General features: G+C 67.1%; 18 protein-coding genes. 5 read left to right on the top strand and 13 right to left on the bottom strand.

The features are described 5' to 3' along the window. Positions 1-62: 62 nt before the first annotated feature. A complete protein-coding gene (locus B5X73_RS09030; RefSeq protein WP_079521427.1) occupies positions 63-1,088 on the top strand; it encodes a glycosylasparaginase in 1,026 nt (341 codons plus the stop codon). A 2-nt stretch (positions 1,089-1,090) separates the two neighbouring features. Then, positions 1,091-1,807 carry a copper homeostasis protein CutC gene (locus B5X73_RS09025; RefSeq protein WP_079521426.1) on the top strand — a complete coding sequence of 239 codons (717 nt, stop codon included), beginning with the start codon at positions 1,091-1,093 and terminating at the stop codon, positions 1,805-1,807. Between the two features lie 31 nt (positions 1,808-1,838). Here the strand turns inward: B5X73_RS09025 and B5X73_RS09020 are convergent, their stop codons facing one another. The 13 genes from B5X73_RS09020 to B5X73_RS08955 form a co-directional block, all read right to left on the bottom strand. Continuing rightward, positions 1,839-2,696: an energy transducer TonB gene (locus tag B5X73_RS09020; protein ID WP_079521425.1), complete on the bottom strand. Its 858-nt coding sequence runs from the start codon at positions 2,694-2,696 to the stop codon at positions 1,839-1,841. Between the two features lie 40 nt (positions 2,697-2,736). Then, positions 2,737-3,384, bottom strand: coding sequence for a ligase-associated DNA damage response endonuclease PdeM (pdeM, locus tag B5X73_RS09015; protein WP_079521424.1), 648 nt, complete (start codon positions 3,382-3,384; stop codon positions 2,737-2,739). Next, positions 3,381-5,831: a ligase-associated DNA damage response DEXH box helicase gene (locus B5X73_RS09010; protein WP_079521423.1), complete on the bottom strand. Its 2,451-nt coding sequence runs from the start codon at positions 5,829-5,831 to the stop codon at positions 3,381-3,383. The genes pdeM and B5X73_RS09010 overlap by 4 nt, the downstream gene beginning before the upstream one ends. Next, positions 5,788-7,383: an ATP-dependent DNA ligase gene (locus B5X73_RS09005; protein ID WP_079521422.1), complete on the bottom strand. Its 1,596-nt coding sequence runs from the start codon at positions 7,381-7,383 to the stop codon at positions 5,788-5,790. Before B5X73_RS09005 ends, B5X73_RS09010 begins: the two co-directional genes overlap by 44 nt. Then, the gene (locus tag B5X73_RS09000; protein ID WP_079521421.1) at positions 7,383-8,405 is read right to left on the bottom strand and encodes a ligase-associated DNA damage response exonuclease; all 1,023 of its coding nucleotides are present in this window, start codon (positions 8,403-8,405) and stop codon (positions 7,383-7,385) included. Before B5X73_RS09000 ends, B5X73_RS09005 begins: the two co-directional genes overlap by 1 nt. A 74-nt stretch (positions 8,406-8,479) precedes the next feature. Then, a complete protein-coding gene (locus tag B5X73_RS08995; protein WP_079521420.1) occupies positions 8,480-10,243 on the bottom strand; it encodes an ABC transporter transmembrane domain-containing protein in 1,764 nt (587 codons plus the stop codon). Positions 10,244-10,298: 55 nt separating this feature from the next. Next, the gene (locus tag B5X73_RS08990) at positions 10,299-10,910 is read right to left on the bottom strand and encodes an IMPACT family protein (RefSeq protein WP_079521419.1); all 612 of its coding nucleotides are present in this window, start codon (positions 10,908-10,910) and stop codon (positions 10,299-10,301) included. Continuing rightward, entirely contained in the window at positions 10,907-11,731 is an 825-nt protein-coding gene (locus B5X73_RS20615; RefSeq protein WP_090352370.1) for a hypothetical protein, read from the bottom strand. The genes B5X73_RS08990 and B5X73_RS20615 overlap by 4 nt, the downstream gene beginning before the upstream one ends. A 1-nt stretch (position 11,732) precedes the next feature. Continuing rightward, positions 11,733-12,287: an RNA polymerase sigma factor gene (locus B5X73_RS08975; RefSeq protein ID WP_079521416.1), complete on the bottom strand. Its 555-nt coding sequence runs from the start codon at positions 12,285-12,287 to the stop codon at positions 11,733-11,735. Positions 12,288-12,298: 11 nt separating this feature from the next. Further along, positions 12,299-14,071, bottom strand: coding sequence for a vWA domain-containing protein (locus B5X73_RS08970; RefSeq protein ID WP_079521415.1), 1,773 nt, complete (start codon positions 14,069-14,071; stop codon positions 12,299-12,301). A gap of 73 nt (positions 14,072-14,144) precedes the next feature. Continuing rightward, positions 14,145-15,635: a GGDEF domain-containing protein gene (locus tag B5X73_RS08965; protein ID WP_176167794.1), complete on the bottom strand. Its 1,491-nt coding sequence runs from the start codon at positions 15,633-15,635 to the stop codon at positions 14,145-14,147. 134 nt (positions 15,636-15,769) lie between these two features. Further along, the gene (locus tag B5X73_RS08960) at positions 15,770-16,510 is read right to left on the bottom strand and encodes an anti-sigma factor (protein ID WP_079521413.1); all 741 of its coding nucleotides are present in this window, start codon (positions 16,508-16,510) and stop codon (positions 15,770-15,772) included. Then, positions 16,507-17,067: a sigma-70 family RNA polymerase sigma factor gene (locus tag B5X73_RS08955; RefSeq protein ID WP_079521412.1), complete on the bottom strand. Its 561-nt coding sequence runs from the start codon at positions 17,065-17,067 to the stop codon at positions 16,507-16,509. The genes B5X73_RS08960 and B5X73_RS08955 overlap by 4 nt, the downstream gene beginning before the upstream one ends. Before the next feature lie 151 nt (positions 17,068-17,218). Here B5X73_RS08955 and B5X73_RS08950 point away from each other — a divergent pair, with 151 nt between their 5' ends. The 3 genes from B5X73_RS08950 to B5X73_RS08940 are packed head-to-tail and all read left to right on the top strand — an operon-like array spanning position 17,219 to position 20,195. Continuing rightward, positions 17,219-18,169: an acyl-CoA desaturase gene (locus B5X73_RS08950; RefSeq protein WP_079521411.1), complete on the top strand. Its 951-nt coding sequence runs from the start codon at positions 17,219-17,221 to the stop codon at positions 18,167-18,169. Positions 18,170-18,171: 2 nt separating this feature from the next. Further along, positions 18,172-19,437, top strand: coding sequence for an NAD(P)/FAD-dependent oxidoreductase (locus B5X73_RS08945; RefSeq protein WP_079521518.1), 1,266 nt, complete (start codon positions 18,172-18,174; stop codon positions 19,435-19,437). After that, positions 19,434-20,195, top strand: a complete 762-nt coding sequence (locus tag B5X73_RS08940; RefSeq protein ID WP_079521410.1) for a DUF1365 domain-containing protein — start codon at positions 19,434-19,436, stop codon at positions 20,193-20,195. Before B5X73_RS08945 ends, B5X73_RS08940 begins: the two co-directional genes overlap by 4 nt. Position 20,196: the final 1 nt, after the last annotated feature.

Genomic DNA, 20,196 nt, shown 5'->3' with positions numbered 1-20,196 from the left:
GTCGCCCCATGCGAACATCGGACGAGGCGCGAAAAACGCGCGGCTGAAGACTGAGGGAATTCATGGATCGCAGGCGATTTCTCCAGGGGGCGACGGTCGCCTCCGGTGTGGCGTTGACCGCCAGGGGGTTGGCGGCGGACGCCAAAGCGCCATCGGTGACGGGCGGTGGCGTACTGCCTCGCGTGTGTTCCACCTGGGACTTCGGCGTGGCTGCCAATCAGGCGGCGTGGAAGGTGCTGGCCGGTGGTGGCCGGGCGCTGGATGCGGTGGAGGCGGGGGCACGCGTGCCCGAAGCCGATATGCGCAACCACAGCGTCGGTCGTGCCGGTTACCCGGATCGCGATGGTAAGGTCACGCTCGATGCCAGCATCATGGACGAGAAGGGTAACTGTGGCGCGGTCGCGGCCATCGAGCACATTGCGCACCCGATATCGGTCGCGCGACGGGTCATGGAGCGGACGCCCCACGTGTTGCTGGTCGGCGACGGCGCGTTGCAGTTCGCCCTCGAGCAGGGTTTTCCGCGCGAGGAGCTGCTGACCCCGGAATCGGACAAGGCCTGGCACGAGTGGCTCAAATCCGCGAAATACAAGCCGGTCGCCAACAGCGAAGTCAGGAGCTACAACGCCGGTCCGGGGGGCACGCCGGGCGACGCGACCAACCACGACACGATCGGCATGCTCGCCATCGACGCGAAGGGCAACCTGTCCGGTGCGTGCACCACGAGCGGCATGGCCTGGAAACTCCACGGTCGTGTCGGCGACAGCCCGATCATCGGCGCGGGACTCTATGTCGACAACGAGGTCGGCGGTGCCACATCGACCGGCGTCGGTGAGGAAGTGATTCGCAATGTCGGCAGCTTCCTCGTCGTCGAGCTGATGCGGCAGGGACGTTCGCCGGAAGATGCCTGCCGCGAGGCGGTCGAACGTATCCTCAGGCGCAAGCCGGAAGCGAAAGATCTCCAGGTCGGCTTTCTTGCCCTGGACAAGAAGGGCAATGTCGGTGCGTGGTCGATCCAGAAAGGTTTTTCGTACGCCGTGTGCGATGCGACAAAGCAGGATGCGCTGATTCCCGGCAAGAGCACCTACTGATCATGGCCTTGCTGGAAGTCGCGGCCAACTCCGTGGCCTCGGCGTTCGCCGCGCAGGAAGGCGGGGCGGGTCGTGTCGAACTGTGCGCCAGCCTCGACGAGGGTGGAGTCACCCCCTCGCACGGGACGATCACCCTCGCTCGCGAAGGCCTGACGATTCCGCTGTATGTCCTCATTCGTCCTCGCGGGGGCGACTTTCTTTATGAGAACGTCGAGATCGAAGCGATGCTCGACGACATCGAGCACTGCCGCGATCTGGGTTGCGAGGGCGTCGTCGTCGGCGCGCTGACCGCCGACGGCGAGATCGACACCGAGGCGTGTGGGATGTTCATCCGCGCCGCGGGAACGATGGGTGTGACCTTCCATCGTGCGTTCGATCTGGTGCCCGACCGCAGCGCGGCCCTGGAAGTCCTGATCGACCTTGGCTTCGAGCGGGTGCTGACCTCGGGAGGTATGCCGAGTGCCGTGGCCGGAGCGGCATCGCTGGCGAGGCTCGTCGCCCAGGCAGGCGGGCGTATCGTCGTCATGCCCGGCGCCGGTGTCGAGCCAGGTAACGCGGCGGCACTGCGCGCGACCACGCGTGCGCGGGAGTTTCACGCCTCAGCCAAGCGGCGGCTTCCGTCGGGCATGCAGCTGCCAGTCGATGCACTCGGCATGGGCGCGGGTGAAACGCGCACGGACGTCGAGACCGTGCGCGCGATCGTCGCCGCGCTGGCGTGATGGCGGGAGAAGCGTCGACCCAGCTCGCGCGCTAGCCCTTCGACACGGGCGTCGTCAGCTTCAGACCCGTACCGACGAGCTGGATCTGACCGTCGGGCAGGGCGTCGGTGCCGCCACCGGCCGCGCGATCGTCATCGGCCCACGACACGCGGTCTTTCGGGCCCGGTACATAGGCCTGCCACGTGGCGTATTCGGCGTCGGGGCTCGTCCGTTCGGTCCGGTACACGATGGGCACGCGCGTTACGTAATAGGGATCGTTGGCATGCAGCCCGGTGGTCGGAATGTGGAACGTCCAGTGCCTGGCGGCGGTCACGGAGGGGCTCGCCAGCACTTTCCGCCAGGCCTTCATGTCAGCGTCGCTGGAAACGATATTGAGGTTGACCTGTTCCGCCTCGGCATCGACCACCTTGCCGTCGCGCCCGATGCGCAGCAGGACGTAGACCGTTCCTCCCACGTGACCGCGCGCTGCGACCTGGGGATAGGCGGGCGGATTGCGTTCGAGATAGGTGATCTGGTCCGTCGACGCGGCGTCGTAGTCACCGAAGGTGGCGCCCGAGATGCGCGCCGTGTAATCGCTGCTATCGGGCGTTTCATGTTTTGCGACGACGCGCAGCGACATGCGGGCTTTCGCCGTGACCGCCTGACCGTCACGCATGACCGGATCGAAGTGCCATTGCTGCGTCGCGTTGCTCACGAGGGCGGTGATATTGGCGGGAATTTTTTCCGCCTTATCCAGCTCGTAAGATTTCACGCTTCCATCGGGCGCGACGACGATCGTGCCGGTGAGCAGCATGCTGGCCTCGACCTGTTTGCGTACCGCGCCCGGGCCAGCGGCCAACGCCAGTCCCGTGATGGCAAGGGACGTCACACCAACGATAAAACGCTTCATGCGTATCACTCCGTGTCGGGATGTCGGCGGAGTATGCCATCTAAACCATGACAGGTAACAATCCGGCAGGGGTCACAGCGACGATGCGCCGACCGGGTTTTGCCGGCGTTTCGTGCAGGCCGGTCAACGTACCGAAGGCGGGCAGCATGGCCACCTCGCGATCGAAGACGAAGGCGGGCAAGCGGTGTTTACGCCAGCCGTCGCGGACGACGACGCCCGGGTGCACGTGTCCCGATAACGTATAGCCATCGCCGTGTGGCTCCGGATGATGCGCGAGCACGAACGGTGGTACCAGGAGCCGGTCGGGTCGTACGTCGATACCGAGCAGGCGCACGTCGAAGTGACGGTCGTGATTGCCGGCGACCAGAATGATGGCGATATCCGCATGCGCCTGTCGCCACTGACGCACACGCTCCACCCAGACACTGCGCTCCGTGGCCGCGCCATGCACCAGATCGCCGAGCACCACGATGGTCGCGGGAGCGAACGCGGCGATCAGGGCGTCGAGTCGTGCCAGATCGTCGTCCGTGTCGCCGCTGGGTACGGCGATGCCGGCGCGACGGAACACGGCGCCCTTACCGAAATGCACGTCCGACACGAGCAGCATGCGTTGCGCGTGCCAGTAGATGGCGCGTTCGCTGTGCAGGGTGAGGCGTTCACCGGCAACCTCGATCTCGTGCGTCGTCATCGGTCGGCTCCCGCTTCGAGCGTCGCCAGCATACGTTCGACCCGGCTTTTCCAGTCGTCCGCCGCGATGCCTCCACGAAGCCGCTCGACCCACAGCGGGAAGGCCAGCGGCGTGAGCCGCTTCGGTTCGTTCCACAGCAGGCGTGACCGCGCGACGCGGACGAGGCAGTGGCGCAGACGCGTGTAGTCGAGCTGCTGGTCCAGCACCTCGCGTTCCGCCTGCCAGAGCAGCGGGTGCTCCGGATCGTGGCGACGGAGCACGTCGTAAAGCAGTCCACTGGAAGCCTGTAGCTGACGCATCGTCTTGTTGTGCGCCGGATAACCGTTGAACACCAGGCCCGCCACACGTGCGATCTCGCGGAACTGTCGTTTCGCCAGCTCGGAAAGATTGACGCTCGATCGAATGTCGTCGCGAAGTCCCGCAGGATGCAGCAGCATGCGCATTGTTTCCGCATCGATGGCGGGCATGCGCGCGGCGGTGATCGTGAGCCCGTAGTCATTGACGGCATAGCCATAATCGCCGGGCTGAATACGCGCGAGCCTGAGTGCGATCACCGCCGCGAGGCCTTCATGCGCGAGGCGCCCTGCGAACGGATACACGAACAGATAGTCGCCTTCGCGCGTACGCATACTTTCGCAGAGCGTCTCATGGAGGTCGGGCACGCTCGAATGCTGGCGCTGGATGGAGAGCAGGGGAATCAGCGCGCGCATTTCGGCTTCCCGGCCTTGCCCCGCCAGGGTGCGTCGCAGTTCGTCCGAAAGCTCGCCCGATAGCGGCAGCCGTCCACCCATCCAGCGGGGAACGCCGCCGCGACGGTTCGGTGCGGCACGTACGTAGGCCGTCATGTCGCGGACGCGAACCAGCTCGAGGTGGCGTCCGGCAAACAGGAAGCGGTCGCCGGGACGCAGTCGCGACAGAAAACTTTCCTCCACCGTGCCAAGCCGCGCGCCTTTCATGTAGCGCACGGCGAGGCTGCCGTCGGAGGTGATCGTGCCGATCGACAGGCGGTGCATGCGTGCGATGCGGCCGCTCTCCACGTGAAAGCGACCGTCGGTTGTCGCGAGCTTCTGGTACTCGGGATAGCTTGCGAGTGCCGAGCCGCCGGTGCGCAGGTAAGCGAGCACGGCGTCGAAGCGTTCGCGTGGCAGGGAGGCATACGCCAGCGATGAGGTGATTTCCGCATACGCGTCGTCCGCCGTGAATCCGCCACCGAGTGCCATCGTCAGCAGATGCTGCGCGAGCACGTCGAGGCAGCCGCGCATCGGGTGACGCGGTTCGAGGTGGCCCTCGTCGAGCGCGCGTCGTGCCGCGGCGATTTCAGCCAGTTCAAGCAGATGGGTGGGGACGCAGAGGATCTTCGACGGCACGCCGGGACGGTGGCCGCTGCGACCGGCACGTTGCAACAACCGCGCGACGCTCTTCGGGCTGCCGATCTGGATGACGCGCTCCACGCTGGAGAAATCCACGCCGAGGTCGAGGCTCGAGGTGGCGACGACACAGCGCAGCGCGCCGATGCGCAGTTTCTCTTCGGTGGCCAGACGCAGCTTCGGATCGATCGAGCCGTGATGCAGGGCCAGCGTCTCGGGGGCTTCCGGCCAGACGGAGGCGAGCGCCTCGTGCCAGAGCTCGGCCTGAGAGCGGGTATTGGCGAAAACGAGGCTCGTGCGCGCGTCGAGCACCGCCTTGAGTACACGCGGAAGCTGCGACAAACCGAGATGGCCTGCCCAGGGAAACCGTTCGCCGCCTTCGGGCAGCGCGGTCTCGATCGACGTCTTCTTCCGGCCACCGCCACCGATCATGACGCCGTTGCCCTCGCCGTTGCCGACCAGCGCGCCCAGGGCTTCATCGAGATTGCCGAGCGTGGCCGAGAGGCCCCAGGTGCGCAGATCGGGAAGCCAGTGGCGCAGGCGGGTCAGGCCGAGCTGGAGCAGGGTGCCGCGTTTGTTGCCGAGCAACTCATGCCATTCGTCGACGACGATGCCGCGCAGCGTGGCGAAGCGTTCGCGCGCGTCGGGATAGCTCAGTAACAGTGCCAGGCTCTCGGGTGTCGTCACCAGCAACTCGCAGGCGCCACGCCGCAGACGGGCGCGCTCGGCGCTGCCACTGTCGCCGGTGCGGCGAAGTACGCGCCAGGGCAACTCCATCGCCTCGACGGCCGCCGTGAGGTGCTGGGTGGTGTCGGTGGCCAGCGATCGCAGTGGCGTGATCCACAGCAACTGCAGACCGGTTCGTGGCCGGAGCAAGCCGTCGATCAGAGGGCCACCCGCCGCGGCCAGCGTCTTGCCGGTGCCGGTGGGTGCATGCACGAGCCCACTGCGGCCCTCCGCCCAGGCGCGCCACGCGGCGCGCTGGAACGGGGCCGGTCGCCGCTCCTGCGCGGCGAACCAGGCGACGAGGCGAGCCTCAGCCCGACGCCAGGCGGCGGAGGTCGTCGAGTTTGTCGGCATCGCGTATCGCGAGGTCGGTGCGCCAGCGGAGGATGCGCGGGAAACGCACCGCGACGCCGGCTTTGTGGCGGCCGGAGGCCTGGATCGCCTCGAAAGCGAGTTCGAAGACGTGGGTGGGCTCGACCGAACGCACGGGGCCGAAGCGGTCGATGGTGTGAGCGCGTATCCAGCGGTCCAGCTTGCCGATTTCGCTGTCGTCGAGGCCGGAATAGGCCTTGGCCACAGGTACCAGCGTCTCTCCGTCCCAGACGCCGAACGTGTAATCGGTGAACAGGCCCGAGCGCCGACCGTGGCCCGGCTGCGCGTACAGCAGGACGGCATCGACGGTGTACGGGTCCACCTTCCACTTCCACCAGTCGCCGCGCTTGCGTCCGACGCGGTAAGGAGAGTCGGTGCGTTTCAGCATGAGGCCTTCGGTGCGGCGTTCGCGTGACTCCGCGCGCACCTCGGCCAGCGATGCCCAGTCCGGCGCGGACACCGCGGGCGACACGGTCAGCGTCGGACCCCGTCCCTCCAGGAGGCTCGTGAGAAGTGCACGGCGCTCGGCCAGCGGGTGTTCGCGCAGATCCTTCCCACCGAGTTCGAGCAGGTCGTACGCCATCAGGCGCACGGGTGTATCGGCCAGCAGCTTCGGGCCGGGCTTCAGTTTGCCGATGCGCTTCTGCAAGGCGGCGAAGAGCAGGGGATGCGCCTCGTCCGGTAGCCACGCCAGGATTTCGCCGTCGATCACGCAGCCGTCAGGCAAGTCGGCGGCGGCCTGTTCGAGTTCCGGGAAGCGGCCATCCATGCGTTCTTCGCCACGGGACCAGATAAGTGCGCCATCGGCACGACGCATCAGCTGAGCGCGGATGCCGTCCCATTTCCATTCCGCCAGCCACTGGTGGATGTCGCCGAGGTTCTCCACACCCTGTTCCAGCGGTGAGGCAAGGAAAAACGGGTACGGACGTTCGCCCGCATGTTCGTCATCGCGTTCCGGACCGGCCAGTGCGCGAAAGGCCTCCGCCCCCGGCTTCCAGGTGCCGCTCAGGCGGTGGGCGATGAGATCGGTGGCAAGGTTGGACCACTGTGCCAGAGCCTGTACTACGAGCCGCTGCGACACGCCGACGCGAAGCGAGCCCGTCAGGAGCTTGTTGACGAGGAAGATCTGTTCCCTCGGCGTGGATCGCCACCATTCGCGGAGCAGGGCGATTCGCTCGCCCGGTTCGAGTTTGCCGATGGAGGGAAGACGCGCTTCCATCCATACGTGCAATGGCGTGTCTTCGCCGTCGTCGTCGATCGCCGGCAACATCAGCGCGATCGTTTCGGCGAGGTCGCCGACGTGCTGGTAACTATCGTCGATGAGCCAGTCGGCGTAGCCCGTTTCCTCGGCGAGCGCGGTGCGCAGCTCGGTCGAGCTGGCGGTGCGTCTGAGCTTGCCGCCGCCGAGGACATAGACGGCCCACGCCGCATCTTCAGCGGGCGCCACCGCGAAGTACGCCGCCATCGCGTCGCGCTTCGCCGACGTCGACGCGGTGCGGTCCAGCGCTTCGAAAAGCTGGGCGAAGCGGCGCATCAGTCGCCTTCCTCGCTGCTGCGTTCGTCCGGCATGGCGCCACCCAGTGACCGCAGCGGTCGCGCATCGTGACCCGTTTCGCGGAGATGGCGGATCAGTGCTTCCCCGTCGCCGTGGGTGACGTAGATGCGCTTCGCGCCGCAGTCGTCGACACTGCGGATCAGGCCCGACCAGTCGGCATGGTCGGAGACGATGAAGCCGCGGTCGTATCCGCGTCGGCGCCGCGCGCCACGTACCTGCATCCAGCCCGACGCGAAGCCGGTGGACGCCTTGGAAAACCGCTTCATCCATGGCGAGCCGGCGGCCGACGGGGGCGCCATCACGAGTTCGCCCGCGAAGTCGCGCCCCTTTGCCGAATCGCTTACCGGCACCGTGGGCAGCATGTGGACACCGGCTTCGCGGTACGCCTCGACGAGGCGGACCATGGCGCCGTGCAGATGCACGGTACGGTCGGTGCGCGTGGCCAGTTCGGCAAGGATGCGCTGAGCTTTTCCCAACGCGTAAGAGAACAGCACGGCAGGTACGCCGCGCGCGGCGCATTCGTCGAGCCATGCAAGGATCTCCTCGACGACGCCCGACATGGGTGGCCAGCGATAGATCGGCAGACCGAACGTGGATTCGGTGACGAAGATGTCGCACGGCACGGGCTCGAAGGGCGCGCAGGTCGGGTCCGGATCTCGCTTGTAATCGCCTGAAACCACCGCGACGAGGCCGCGGCCTTCGATGCGAATTTGCGCGGCGCCAAGCACGTGCCCGGAGGGATGCAGCGACAGCACGGTTTCACCCAGTGTGAATCGCTCGCCATAGGCGAACTCGCGGATGTCCGATGCGGCGCCCAGACGCTCGCGCATGAGGCCGCCGCCGGCCCGGGCGACATGATAGAGACCGCTGCCCGATCTCGCATGATCGCCATGGGCGTGCGTCACCACGGCCCGCGGTACCGGTTGCATCGGATCGATGTAGAAGTCCCCCGCCGGGCAGTAAAGGCCTTCAGGTCGGGGTAGCAGAAGGTCGCTATCCATGAGGCGACGTTAGGCAGACCGGCGTCAACGCGGTGTGCGGATGACGGCAAGAGCTCCAATCTGAGCTGATGACCTCAGGCCACGAACTGCAGCCTGGCCAGCTCGGCGTAAAGCCCGCCCTCACGCAGCAGCGACTCATGCGTTCCCTGCGCCACGATCCGCCCACCATCCATGACCACGATGCGGTCCGCACGCTGCACGGTCGCCAGCCGATGCGCGATTACCAGGGTGGTCCGGCCCTTCTCCAGTCGCTCCAGGGCGTGCTGGATCGCCGCCTCCGATTGCGCATCGAGCGCGGAGGTCGCCTCGTCGAGCAGCAGCAGCGGCGCATCGCGCAGGATCGCGCGCGCGATGGCGATACGCTGTTTCTGCCCGCCCGACAGGCGGACGCCACGCTCGCCCAGCGCCGCTTCATAGCCTTCCGGCAAGGCGCTGATGAAGCCGTCGGCTTCCGCGAGACGTGCGGCTTCACGTACTTCGTCGTCCGTCGCGTTCTCGCGGCCGAAGCGAATGTTGTCGGCGGCGCTGCCGCCGAAGATCACGGTTTCCTGCGGCACCAGCGCAATCGCGCCGCGCAGCTCGGGAAGAGCGAGGGCACGCAGGTCGACGCCGTCGACGCGAACCGCGCCGGAGACCGGGTCGTGGAAGCGCAGCAGCAGGCTGAAGACCGTGCTTTTGCCCGCTCCCGAAGGGCCGACGAGCGCGACCGTTTCACCGGGCGAGATCTCCAGGTCGAAGTCGGACAGGGCAGCCACATCGGGGCGTGACGGGTAGCGGAACTGCACGCGGTCGAAGCGCAGGGCGCCCCTGACCGGGCGCGGCAAAGATTCCGGAGCGCCCGGCGTCGCGATGGTCGCTTTCTCGGCGAACAGTTCACCGATACGCTCCATGGCGCCAGCGGCGCGCAGCACGTCACCCCACACTTCCGAGAGACCCGCCACCGAGCCCGCCGCGAAGATCGCATAGAGGACGAACTGGCTGAGGATGCCCGGTTCCAGGGTGCCCGCGATGACGTCACGGGCACCGGCCCAGAGCACCAGCGTGATGGCGCCGAAGATCAATACGATCACCGCGGCTGTCAGCAGCGAACGCATGCCGATACGACGACGCGCGGTAGCCAGTGCGAGCGAGATGGCGTGCGCGTATCGACGGCTTTCCGTCGGTTCCCGCGCATAGGCTTTCACGGCCTGAGCCGCATTGAGCGTCTCGTTGGCGACGGCGGCGGCGTCGGCGATGCGGTCCTGGCTGGTGCGCGACAGCTTCTGCACCCGGCGGCCGAAAATCAGGATCGGCAGCATCACAGCCGGAATCACCAGCGCGGTGAGCCCCGCCAGCCGCGGGCTGGTCCAGGCCATTGCCGCCGCGGCACCGATGAGCATCACGGCGCTGCGCAGCGCGACGGAAATGCCCGAGCCGATCAGGGTCTGGACGACCTCGGTGTCGGTGCCGAGCCGGGATGTGAGCTCGCCCACGCGTGTGCTTTCGAAGAAGCCCACATCCAGCTGGATGACATGCTTGTACAGGGAGGTCCGCAGCTCGGCCAGCGAGCGTTCGCCCAGCAGGGCGATGCAGTAGTAACGCGCGGCCGTGGCGATGGCCAGCACGATGGCCACGCCGAAAAGCGCCAGGAAGGTGCCGTTGATGGTGGCCAGATTGGCCGCGAGGAAACCGCGGTCGATGATGTGCCGCACGGCCACGGGAAGGGTCAGCGATGCACCGGAGGAAATGGCGAGGAAGATCAGCCACCCGATGGCCAGGCCCCTGTGCGGCTTGATGAAGGGCCACAGATTGCGCAAGGCACCGATTTTGCGTGACTTCTCCCTGCGTTCGACGGTCATGCGCGGTGGCTTCCTTTAGTCATTCGCCAACGGATGGGGCCTGGCGGTGCAGTATTCAACGCTCGTCGCCTGCGTCGGCGCGTCGCGGCTGGATCTTGCCACGGGATACGTCGACGATGCGGGACGCGATCGCGTCGAGACGGTCGCGTGGCGCGCTCACCACCAGATCGGCGCCGTCGGCCACGAACCGCTCGCTCTCGATCAGGCCGTCCATGTCGCGGATACGCGCGGAGACCAGGGCGAGTTCGGAGAAGTCGCAGTGCAGGAGCAGCTGCCCCCGCAGCACGATGGGCGTGCGGGGTGCCAGGCGCAGGCATTCGGCGGCGCTGCCGCCATACGCGCGGGCGAGGCCACCCGCACCCAGTTTGATGCCGCCGTACCAACGGGTGACCAGGACGGCGACACGATCGCAACCCTGGCCATCGATGGCCGCGAGGATCGGCCGGCCGGCGGTGCCACCGGGCTCGCCATCGTCATTGAAGCGGTAGGCGTCGCCGATGCGGTAGGCCCAGCAGTTGTGCGTGGCGGCGGGGTCGCCCGCCTCGTCGAACCACGCGAGGGCTTCCGCGGGCGAGGAGATCGGGGACGCTTGGGCCAGGAAACGGCTCTTCCTGATGTCCTCTTCGTGCCGCCAGGGGGCTGCGAGGGTGTCCAGCGGTGTGCTCAAGGATTCAGATCGCGGAGGTCTTGGGGCAGGTCGTAGTGAGGATAACGGCGTCGGAAGTCGCGCAGCTGGCGGATTGCCTCGTCGCGCTGTCCCTGGTTGAGCAGCCGGCGAATGTCGCCGATGCGGTCGTCGGGCGGGAGATCGGTCTTCGGGCCCGGAGTGATCAGGCCCTCCGACGGGACAGCACCGCGATGGCTATCGCTGTCGCCGGATGCGCTGGCGGGCGCTGGTTCCGCGAGAGCCGACGGCGCGGGCGGTGCAGGCGGTGCAGGGGGCGCGGGCGGCGGCGCGGGCACCGGAGCCATGTCAGCCTCGGCAAGTGCCGGTGCCGGTGCCGGTGCCGGTGCCGGTGTCGCCACGGGAGCGGACGATACGACAGGCGCCTCGGTGGCGACGCGGGCACTGCGAACGGCGTGGTGAGGCGTCGGCGCGACCGTGCTCGCCTTCATCGACGGCCTGGCCGCTTCGGCGGTTGTCCCGTCGACGCCCGTATCCGTCCGGACGGCGGAAGCCTTCGCTTCTTCGGCCGTTTGCGCCGCGGCCGATGGCGCGGCAGGAGCGGCCTCGGGACGCACGGTCAGGGGCGCCGTGTCGCGCACCTGCCAGGCCACACCGACGGCCAGCAACAGCACCGCGGCGGAGCCAAACGCCACGGGCCACCGCGGCCGGCGCCGCACCGGCGTCGCACGCGTCGCCTGGGCGAAGACGGCCGCATCGAGCGACGTGTCGGGTTCGACTTTCGGCAGGCGCGCGTAGAGTGCCCTGAGCTCCTGCTCGTCGGGCAGATCGTCGTCGCTGGGTGGAGGCGTGTTCGGATTCATGTCATTCGGCTACGAGTTCGCGGATGCGGGCCATGGCGTAGCGAAGTCGCGACTTGGCGGTTTCGCGTCCCACACCGGTGATGGTGGCGATCTCCTCCAGGGAAAGTTCGTTCTCCATGCGCAGCACGAACGCCGTGCGCTGCTCGTCGGGCAGGCTTTCGACCGCGCGCTGCATACGCCGGCGCAGTTCGAAATCGGACAGGGCATGCTCGGGTTGCTCGCGTTCGGGCGCGGCCTGCGCGGCGAACACCGCCTCGGTTTCCCGTTCGCCCGCCTGCGGTCGCTGGCGGCGGAAACTGTCGATCGCCAGGTTGTGCGCGATCTGCAAAAGCCAGGTGCTGAATTTCGCGTCGGGGCGGTAGCGGTCGCGCGCCACGATGACGCGGCTCCAGGTTTCCTGAAAAAGCTCGTCCGCCAGCGCGCGGTCTTTGACCGTCTTCAGCAGGAAGCGATACAGCGGGCCCTTGTGCCGGCTGTACAGCTCCCTGAACGCGGCCGCGTTCCCACCTGTCCAGGCGAGCATCAGTCCGCCATCGTCGGTCAGGGGAGCGTCCATGGCCGGGAAGGTTACGGCATTGCCACCGGCTCCGTCTGCATCCCACCCGCCAGTTCGGCAAGCCGCGCCATTTCCGCGCGATACCCGCCCTTGTCCGCGCCCAGCGACGCACGCGCCAGCGCCGCCACCTTCGAATAATCGAAGCCTTCCGCATACTTCCCGCCACGCAGGTTCTCGGCAAACGCGGCCACCGCGGCGGCGAACCGAATCCGCTCGCTCGGCGCCGCCGACACCGTCGGAAAAAGCGGCTGCTCGATCAACCGACTCGCACCGCCTTCGGGCGACTTGTAGCGCATCCGCAGCAAGGCGAGCTCGCTCCCCGCCGAGGCCGTCGGCGTGTCGCCGTAACGCAGCGGATCCATCCGGGCACCCTTCGCACCCTTCAACGTGATCTCGTAAAGGGCCGTGACATTCGCACCGGCACCGATCTCGCCGGCATCGACCGCGTCGTTGTTGAAATCCTCGCGAGCCAGCACACGCTTCTCGTAACCGATGAGGCGGTACTCGGCGACGACACCGGGGTTGAACTCGACCTGGATCTTCACGTCCTTCGCGATGGTAAGCAGCGTCGCCGACATCTCGTCGACCAGCACGCGGCGTCCCTCCTCGAGGCTGTCGATGTAGTGATGGCTGCCGTTGCCGGCATCGGCCAGTTCCACCGCCATTTCGTCGTTGTAGTTCCCTTCACCGAATCCCAGCGTCGTCAGCGCGACACCGCTTTTACGCTTGTCGGCGATACGATCCTCCAGCTCCTTCACGCCCACCGTACCGACGTTGAAATCACCGTCGGTGGCGAGGATCACACGGTTGACGCCGCCCTTGATGAAACCCTTCGCCGCCTGCGCGTAGGCAAGATCGATACCCGCGGCACCGTTCGTCGACCCACCCGCGCCGAGCGCATCGATCGCGGCGTTGATGGTCGCGTGCTGGTCGCCCGGTGTGGACCGCAAGGCGACGCACGTCGCGCCTGCGTAGGTCACCAGCGAGATGCGGTCCTGGGCACGCAGCTTCGGCACCACCTGTTTCAGCGAGGCCTTCAACAGCGGCAGCTTGTCTTCCTCGCTCATCGAACCCGACACGTCGACCAGGAACACGAGGTTGGCGGCCGGAATCTCGCTGGCCGGTACGGCGTAGCCCTGAATACCGACCAGCAGCAACTGACGATCGGCGTTCCAGGGTGACGGTGCGAACTCGGTGGTGACGCTGAACGGACGCGCACGCGTGGTGGGTGGCGTGTAGCCGTAATCGAAGTAGTTGATGAATTCCTCGGTACGCACGGCGTCGGCAGGCGGCAGGCGCCCTTCCTTCAGCATGTGCCGCACGTTCGTGTATGAGCCGGTATCGACATCGATGCTGAAGGTCGACACGGGATCGGTGGCGGCGAGATGCACGGGGTTGGCGTCGCGGTGTGCGTAATGGTCGCGGTCGATCGTCCCCGCGACCATCACACCTTGCGAGGGCGCAGCCCTGGCGGCCTCCAGCGAGGCGATCGGTGCCGCCGATACCAGCGCCCCGGCCTCCGGTAAAGGTGCTGGCGGAGCAGGCGGTGCCGGTGGCGGCGCGGGCACCGCGACAGGTGCCGCGGCGTATGTCGCGTGCATGGGCACGCTGTGTCGGAAGCGTGGCGGAAACGCCTGAGTGGAGCAGTCATTGCCCGTGTCGACTGGCTCCGGCAGGGATGCGCGTGAGCGTGGCGCCGCCGTTTGTGCGGACGACGCGGCGCTGCCGGCGGTGGCGACCAGGCCGGCCAACAGCAGGGGCAGAGTGATGCGTAGCGTATTCATCGTGCACGACCTCGTGGGGGACATGACGGTGAAACGCGGAAGCAAGGCAAACGGGGTTAAAGCAATGACGCGATCAGGCTCGCGAGCTTTCGTTACGTGACTCGACCGGCCCGCCGGCACGATTGCGACCGGCATGCTTGGCGCGGTACAGCGCACGGTCGGCGGCGTTGAGCAGGTCCAGCGGGCCGCTGTTGGCCGATGGCTGCGATGCCGCGACGCCGATCGTGATCGTCAGCACGCCGAACGGGCTCATCGGGTGGATGATCGCCTGCGCCTCGACGTGCGCGCGCAGGTCATCGGCGAGGGCCAGCGCCTCCTCGAGCCGTGTTCCCGGAGCGACCACGGCGAACTCCTCACCGCCGAAGCGTGCGATGAAGTCGCTGGGGCGCAGGCCACGTGCGGTCAGTGTCTCGGCGAGCGCGCGCAGGCAATCGTCGCCGGCGAGATGACCGTAGCGGTCGTTGTATTCCTTGAAGTAGTCCACGTCGATCATCAGGAGACCGATGGGCTCGCGCTGTCCCGGCCGATGCCATTCGCGCAGGAGGCGCTCGTCGAGCGCCCGGCGGTTGGCCAGTCCGGTGAGGGCGTCGATGAAGACCAGTCCCTGCAGTTCCTCGCGACTGCGCGACAGGCGGTATTCCTCTTCCACCAGATCCACCTGGGCGAGCGTGCCGCGCAGACCGATACCGATCACGGCGGCAATCGCGCCGGCGATGCCCAGCGAGGGATAGCCGGGAATGACCATCAGGCCGAAACCCAGCACACTCATCGCCAGAAAGGTCGGGCTGGCGCTCTGCACGAAGCGGACGAGATAGACGGGCGGATGCCAGTGGCGCTGCGGAAGCCGCACGCCGATGGCGACGAACAGCGCGAGAAAGGGGACATCCAGCAAGGCGTCCCATGGCGATGTACCGAAATCCGGATGTCCGCCGAGTGCGACGTAGTGGTTGTAGAAGTAGCCGGCGAACGCGTAGCTGACGAAGAAGAACATGACCGACCGGAAGAAGGCATGGTCGTCGGTACGGTCGGTGGCCAGAAAACGCAATGAAGCCGCGACGGCCAGGCACGCGTTCTCGAAGTCGAGCATGTACGCGACGTCGACGGCCTGCTGCGGGCCCATGGCCCCTTCGAGCGAAACGATCGAGAACGTACGTACGTAGAACAGCACGCCCAGCAGCGCGGCCAGTATCAGGTCGATCCCCATGGCCCAGTGTTTTCGCGCGGCCACCGGCGCGGAAGACACGGCGACCAGTACCGGCAGGACGTACAGGATGTAGAAGAACATGCTGTCGCCAGGGGCGGGATTCGAGTTGTCGAGTGCGTAGTTCTGCCGGGCGGACAGCGACATGCCGATGACCCACAGCGCAAGGCTGGCCAGAAGCAGCCACCAGCGCCGGTCGCGTGGCGGCCCCGAACGATGCCAGGCATGCACGACGCTGCCCATGGCCAGTGCGGCCACGGAGAAGAAGAAAACGTAGGACACGGCCATCCCGCGCGCGGGGAAAAGCGCGAGACCGGCTACGTGAGCCGCGACGATCAGCATCGCGGCGATGAGCGCTTTCATTGGCGTCCTTCCCCCCGACTGCAACGCAGTAGTCATATCGGCGGGAAGGGCGATAGGTTGAGGGCCATGACGCCATTGTTACGGCCGGTTAGCCAGAGCATGTGAAGATGCCGGTCCGCGCCCATGCCCGCGCGTCACGCGGCGCGGATCGCTCCCTTGGCGATGACCGGGCCCGTCGGCTGGCCGGTGGGCGAACCACCGACCGGTTCCACCGAGACGGCCAGCGCGGCTGTCGGGCCGAGGCGATCGAGGAGAGTCTTGTCCAGATGGAACCGCTTGGGATCGGTGGGCGGGAACACACCGACGGAGATCGGCTTGCCGCCTTCCGGAATGAGCCAGAGTTCGGTATTGCGATCGGCGGCGACCACGCTGGGGCTTGCCGGTACGACGAGCAGCTCGGAGCGGTCGATGTCCATCGTGGCGGTCCAGCCGGCGACACCGCTGTCGCCCGCGATCGTGGAGACCATGAGCGTCGTCGGGCCGCTGGGCGCCGTCACGACCGGTGGAGCGACCGGCGTGGTCGGCCGGGTGACGGTCAGCACGAGCAGGCAGGCGGCCACGGCGGTGGCGCCCAGACCCAGCCAGCGCCACAGCGCGACGTTGTCCCACATGCTGGCCTGCGGCAGCCGTACCGCGGGAGCGTCGAAACGAAGGCGGCGACGGATCGCGGCCCATACGTGCGGGGGCGGCGCCTCGTCGGCGATCTCCAGGGCGAGCGGCGTCAGATGCCGCTGCCACAGCGCCACCGCGGCGGCGGCCTCGGGGCTGGTCTCGACCTCCCGTGCCACGGCGGCGCGCGCATCCGCATCGAGCAGGCCGAGAACGTACTCGGCATACCGTAAGTTGTCCTTGTCCGCTTCGAAAGTACTGTTCATGGATTGAGGCATGCCCTGAGCTGCAGGAGACCGCGACGGATCCAGCTTTTCATGGTGCCCAGGGGCACCTTTGCACGTTCCGCCAGCTCGTTATACGTAGCGCCGCCGAAAAAGGCTTCACGGATCGAGCGACGCTGTTGTTGCTCGAGCTCGGACAGGCAGGCACGCAGGCGGCGGTACTCCTCATCGTTCTCCGCGTCGTGGGCGGGACCGGGTGTGTCGTCGATCATGGCGTCGAAGTCGACGTCGTGCTGCTGGCGCATGTCCGGGCGCTGTCGCAGGCGATCGATGGCCTTGTTGCGCGCCACGGTCATCAGCCAGGTGACGGCGCTGGCCAATGCCGGATCGAAGCTGCCGGCGCGCTTCCAGACGGTGACGAAGGCCTCCTGAAGGACCTCCTCGGCCTCGTCGCGATCGTTCATCACGCGCACGCACACGCCGAACAGGCGCGGCGACGTACGACGGTAGAGCTCGGCGAAGGCGCGTTCGTCCCCGGCCGCGGTGCGTTGCAGAAGTCGGTTCAGCTCGTCGCGCTCGGCGGGGCTGGTGGCGGGCATACGTCGGGTTCCTTGGTCGGACGGGGCCGGTCAGCGTTGCATCACGTTCTATAGCATGAACCGCATGCCCGGGGCATCGTGGCCAGGATCGTGCATCCGCTTGACGCCACCTTCCGTATAGAGTGGAGAACCCACGAGAGCAGCCACGACCATGTCCATCGATGCCGTCCAGAACGTCCCCCTGCCGCCTCGCAAGGCGGCGTGGCGTCGCTGGTTCGATACGTCCGTCGCCGATGCGTCCGATGAGGCCCGTGCCGACCGGATCGACTGGCTGCGCGCGTCGCCGTTCGTGGTCATGCATCTCGCCTGCCTTGGCGCGATCTGGACCGGGGTGTCGCCCATAGCGATCGGTGTCGCCGTCGCGCTGTATGCGTTGCGTATGTTCGCGCTTACCGCGTTCTACCACCGGTACTTCTCGCATCGTACGTTCCGGACGTCGCGTGCGGTGCAGTTCGTCTTCGCGGTCATCGGCGCGAGTTGCGTGCAGCGCGGTCCGCTGTGGTGGGCGGCGCACCACCGCCATCACCATAAGCATACCGATACCCCGCTGGACCCTCATTCGCCGCGCGTGCATGGCTTCCTGTGGAGTCATGCGGGCTGGTTTCTGACGCCGCGCGGCTTCCGGACGCAGATCGACCGCGTGCCCGACCTCGCCGTGTACCCGGAGCTGCGCTGGCTGGACCGTTTCGACACGGCCGTGCCGGTGCTGCTGGCCGTCGCCCTGTTCGGGCTGGGAAAGCTCCTGCACTACGTCGCTCCCGGCCTGGGCACGGACGGCTGGCAGATGCTGGTGTGGGGATTCTTCATCTCCACCACCGTGCTGTTTCACGCAACGGTCACGATCAACTCGCTGGCGCATCGCTACGGGCATCGGCGTTTCGAGACCCGTGACGACAGCCGCAACAACCTCTGGCTGGCGCTGATCACCTTTGGCGAGGGCTGGCACAACAATCATCACTTCTTCCCCGGCACCGTTCGTCAGGGCTTCCGCTGGTGGGAGATCGACATGACGTACTACGGCCTCGTCGCCATGTCGTGGCTGGGCCTGGTCCGTGACCTGAAGCCGATTCCCGCGTGGGTCGCGGCGAAGGCGAGGGGCTGACCATGCGCGTGGCCGTTGTGGGATCGGGTATCGCCGGACTGGCTTCCGCCTGGCTGCTGTCGCGACGTCATGAGGTCACGCTGTTCGAGGCCAACGATTATCCCGGCGGCCACACCCATACGCACCGGGTGAGCCAGGCGGGTCGCGAATACTCGGTCGATACCGGCTTCATCGTGCACAACCGGGCGCACTATCCGCTGCTGTCGGCTTTCTTCGACGAACTCGGTGTGGCGACCCGGCCGACGACGATGAGCTTCTCGGTCCGTAACGATGCCACCGGCCTCGAGTACAACGCGACCACGCTGGATACGTTGTTCTGCCAGCGGCGCAATCTGGTGTCGCCGCGTTTCCTCGGCATGCTCAGGGATCTGGCGCGGTTCTATCGCGAGGCGCCGCGCCTGCTCGATGTGCCTGGCGAGGGTCCCGCGCTGGGGGCGTACCTCGACGCCCATGGTTATGGCGAAGCCTTCCGTGACGAACACCTGGTGCCCATGGCCTGTGCGCTGTGGTCGTCGCCGTCGTCGTCGATCCTCGGCTTCCCGGCGAAGTACCTCGTCAAGTTCATGGCCAATCATCACATGCTCCGGCTGACCGACCGGCCGGAGTGGCGAGTGGTCGAAGGTGGTTCGCGTACCTACGTCGATGCGTTGCGTTCGCGCTGGGACGTGCGGGAGCGCCTCAATACGCCGGTGGTCGGTGTCCGTCGCCACGACGACGCGGTCGAGGTCGTGACGCACGCGGGTACGGAAGCGTTCGACGAACTCGTGCTGGCCTGCCACAGCGACCAGGCGCTGGCGCTGCTCGGCGACGCCGATGCGGTCGAACGATCCGTGCTCGGCGCCATGACGTATCAGGCCAACGACACCGTGCTGCACACGGATGCCTCACTGTTGCCGAGGTCGCGCAAGGCGTGGGCCGCCTGGAACGCCTTCGTCCCCGCGGAACCGGGTGCCGCGTGCACCGTCAGCTATTGCATGAACCTGCTGCAGGGCATCGACTCGCCCGATCCGTTCGTCGTCACGCTCAACCGGACCGGTGCGATCGACCCGGCGCGCATCCTGCGGCGCATGAGTTACCACCATCCGGTCTACACACACGCCTCGGTCGCCGCTCAGTCCCGCAAGGACGAGATCCAGGGCCAGCGTCGCACCTGGTTTGCCGGGGCTTACTGGGGCTGGGGCTTCCACGAGGACGGCATGCGCAGCGCGGTCGAACTCTCGCACGACTTCGAGCGCGTGGCGGCGTTACGTCGCGAGGCGATGGCATGACCGGCCGCTTCGCCAGCGCGATCTACGAAGGCGTGGTGACACACCATCGCCACGCGCCTCACGACCATGCATTCACCTACCGCATGGCGCAGGTGTACTTGGACCTCGACGAGGTCGATCGCGTCTTCGCCCGGCGCTGGTTGTGGTCGAACGGTCGGCGCAACCTCGCGGAGTTCCGTCGTTCCGACTATTTCGGCGATCCCGCCACACCGCTGGCCGATGCCGTACGCGATCGCGCCGCCGAGGTACTGGGTCGCCGCCCGGCGGGGCCGGTGCGTCTGCTGACCCATCTGCGGTACGCGGGTATCGCGTTCAATCCGGTGAGCTTTTACTACTGTTACGCGGCGGACGGGGTGACACTCGTGTGCGTGCTGGCGGAGATCACCAACACCCCCTGGCGCGAGCGGCACACCTACGTGCTGGCGGCGGATGCCGCCGGGGGGCACGCGATCGATGCCGGGTTCGACAAGGTCTTCCATGTGTCTCCCTTCATGCCGATGGAGCGCGCCTACCGGTGGCGGTTCACCGTACCTGGCGACACGCTGGCCGTTCATATGGACGTGCTGCGCGACGGTGAGCGCGAATTCGACGCGCATCTCGCACTGCGGCGCCTGCCGCTCACGGGCGCATCGCTGGCGCGTGTCCTCTGGCGGTACCCGCTGATGACCGCGAAGGTCATCGGCGCCATCCATTTCGAAGCCATGCGCCTGTGGCTGAAGCGCAATCCCGTTTACGACCACCCGATGAAACAGGGCTGAG

This window comes from Luteibacter sp. 22Crub2.1, from assembly GCF_900167995.1.
Classification (GTDB): Bacteria; Pseudomonadota; Gammaproteobacteria; order Xanthomonadales; family Rhodanobacteraceae; genus Luteibacter; species Luteibacter mycovicinus.
The sequence above is the reverse complement of the archived record's forward strand: the minus strand, read 5'-3'. Positions and strand labels throughout refer to the sequence as shown.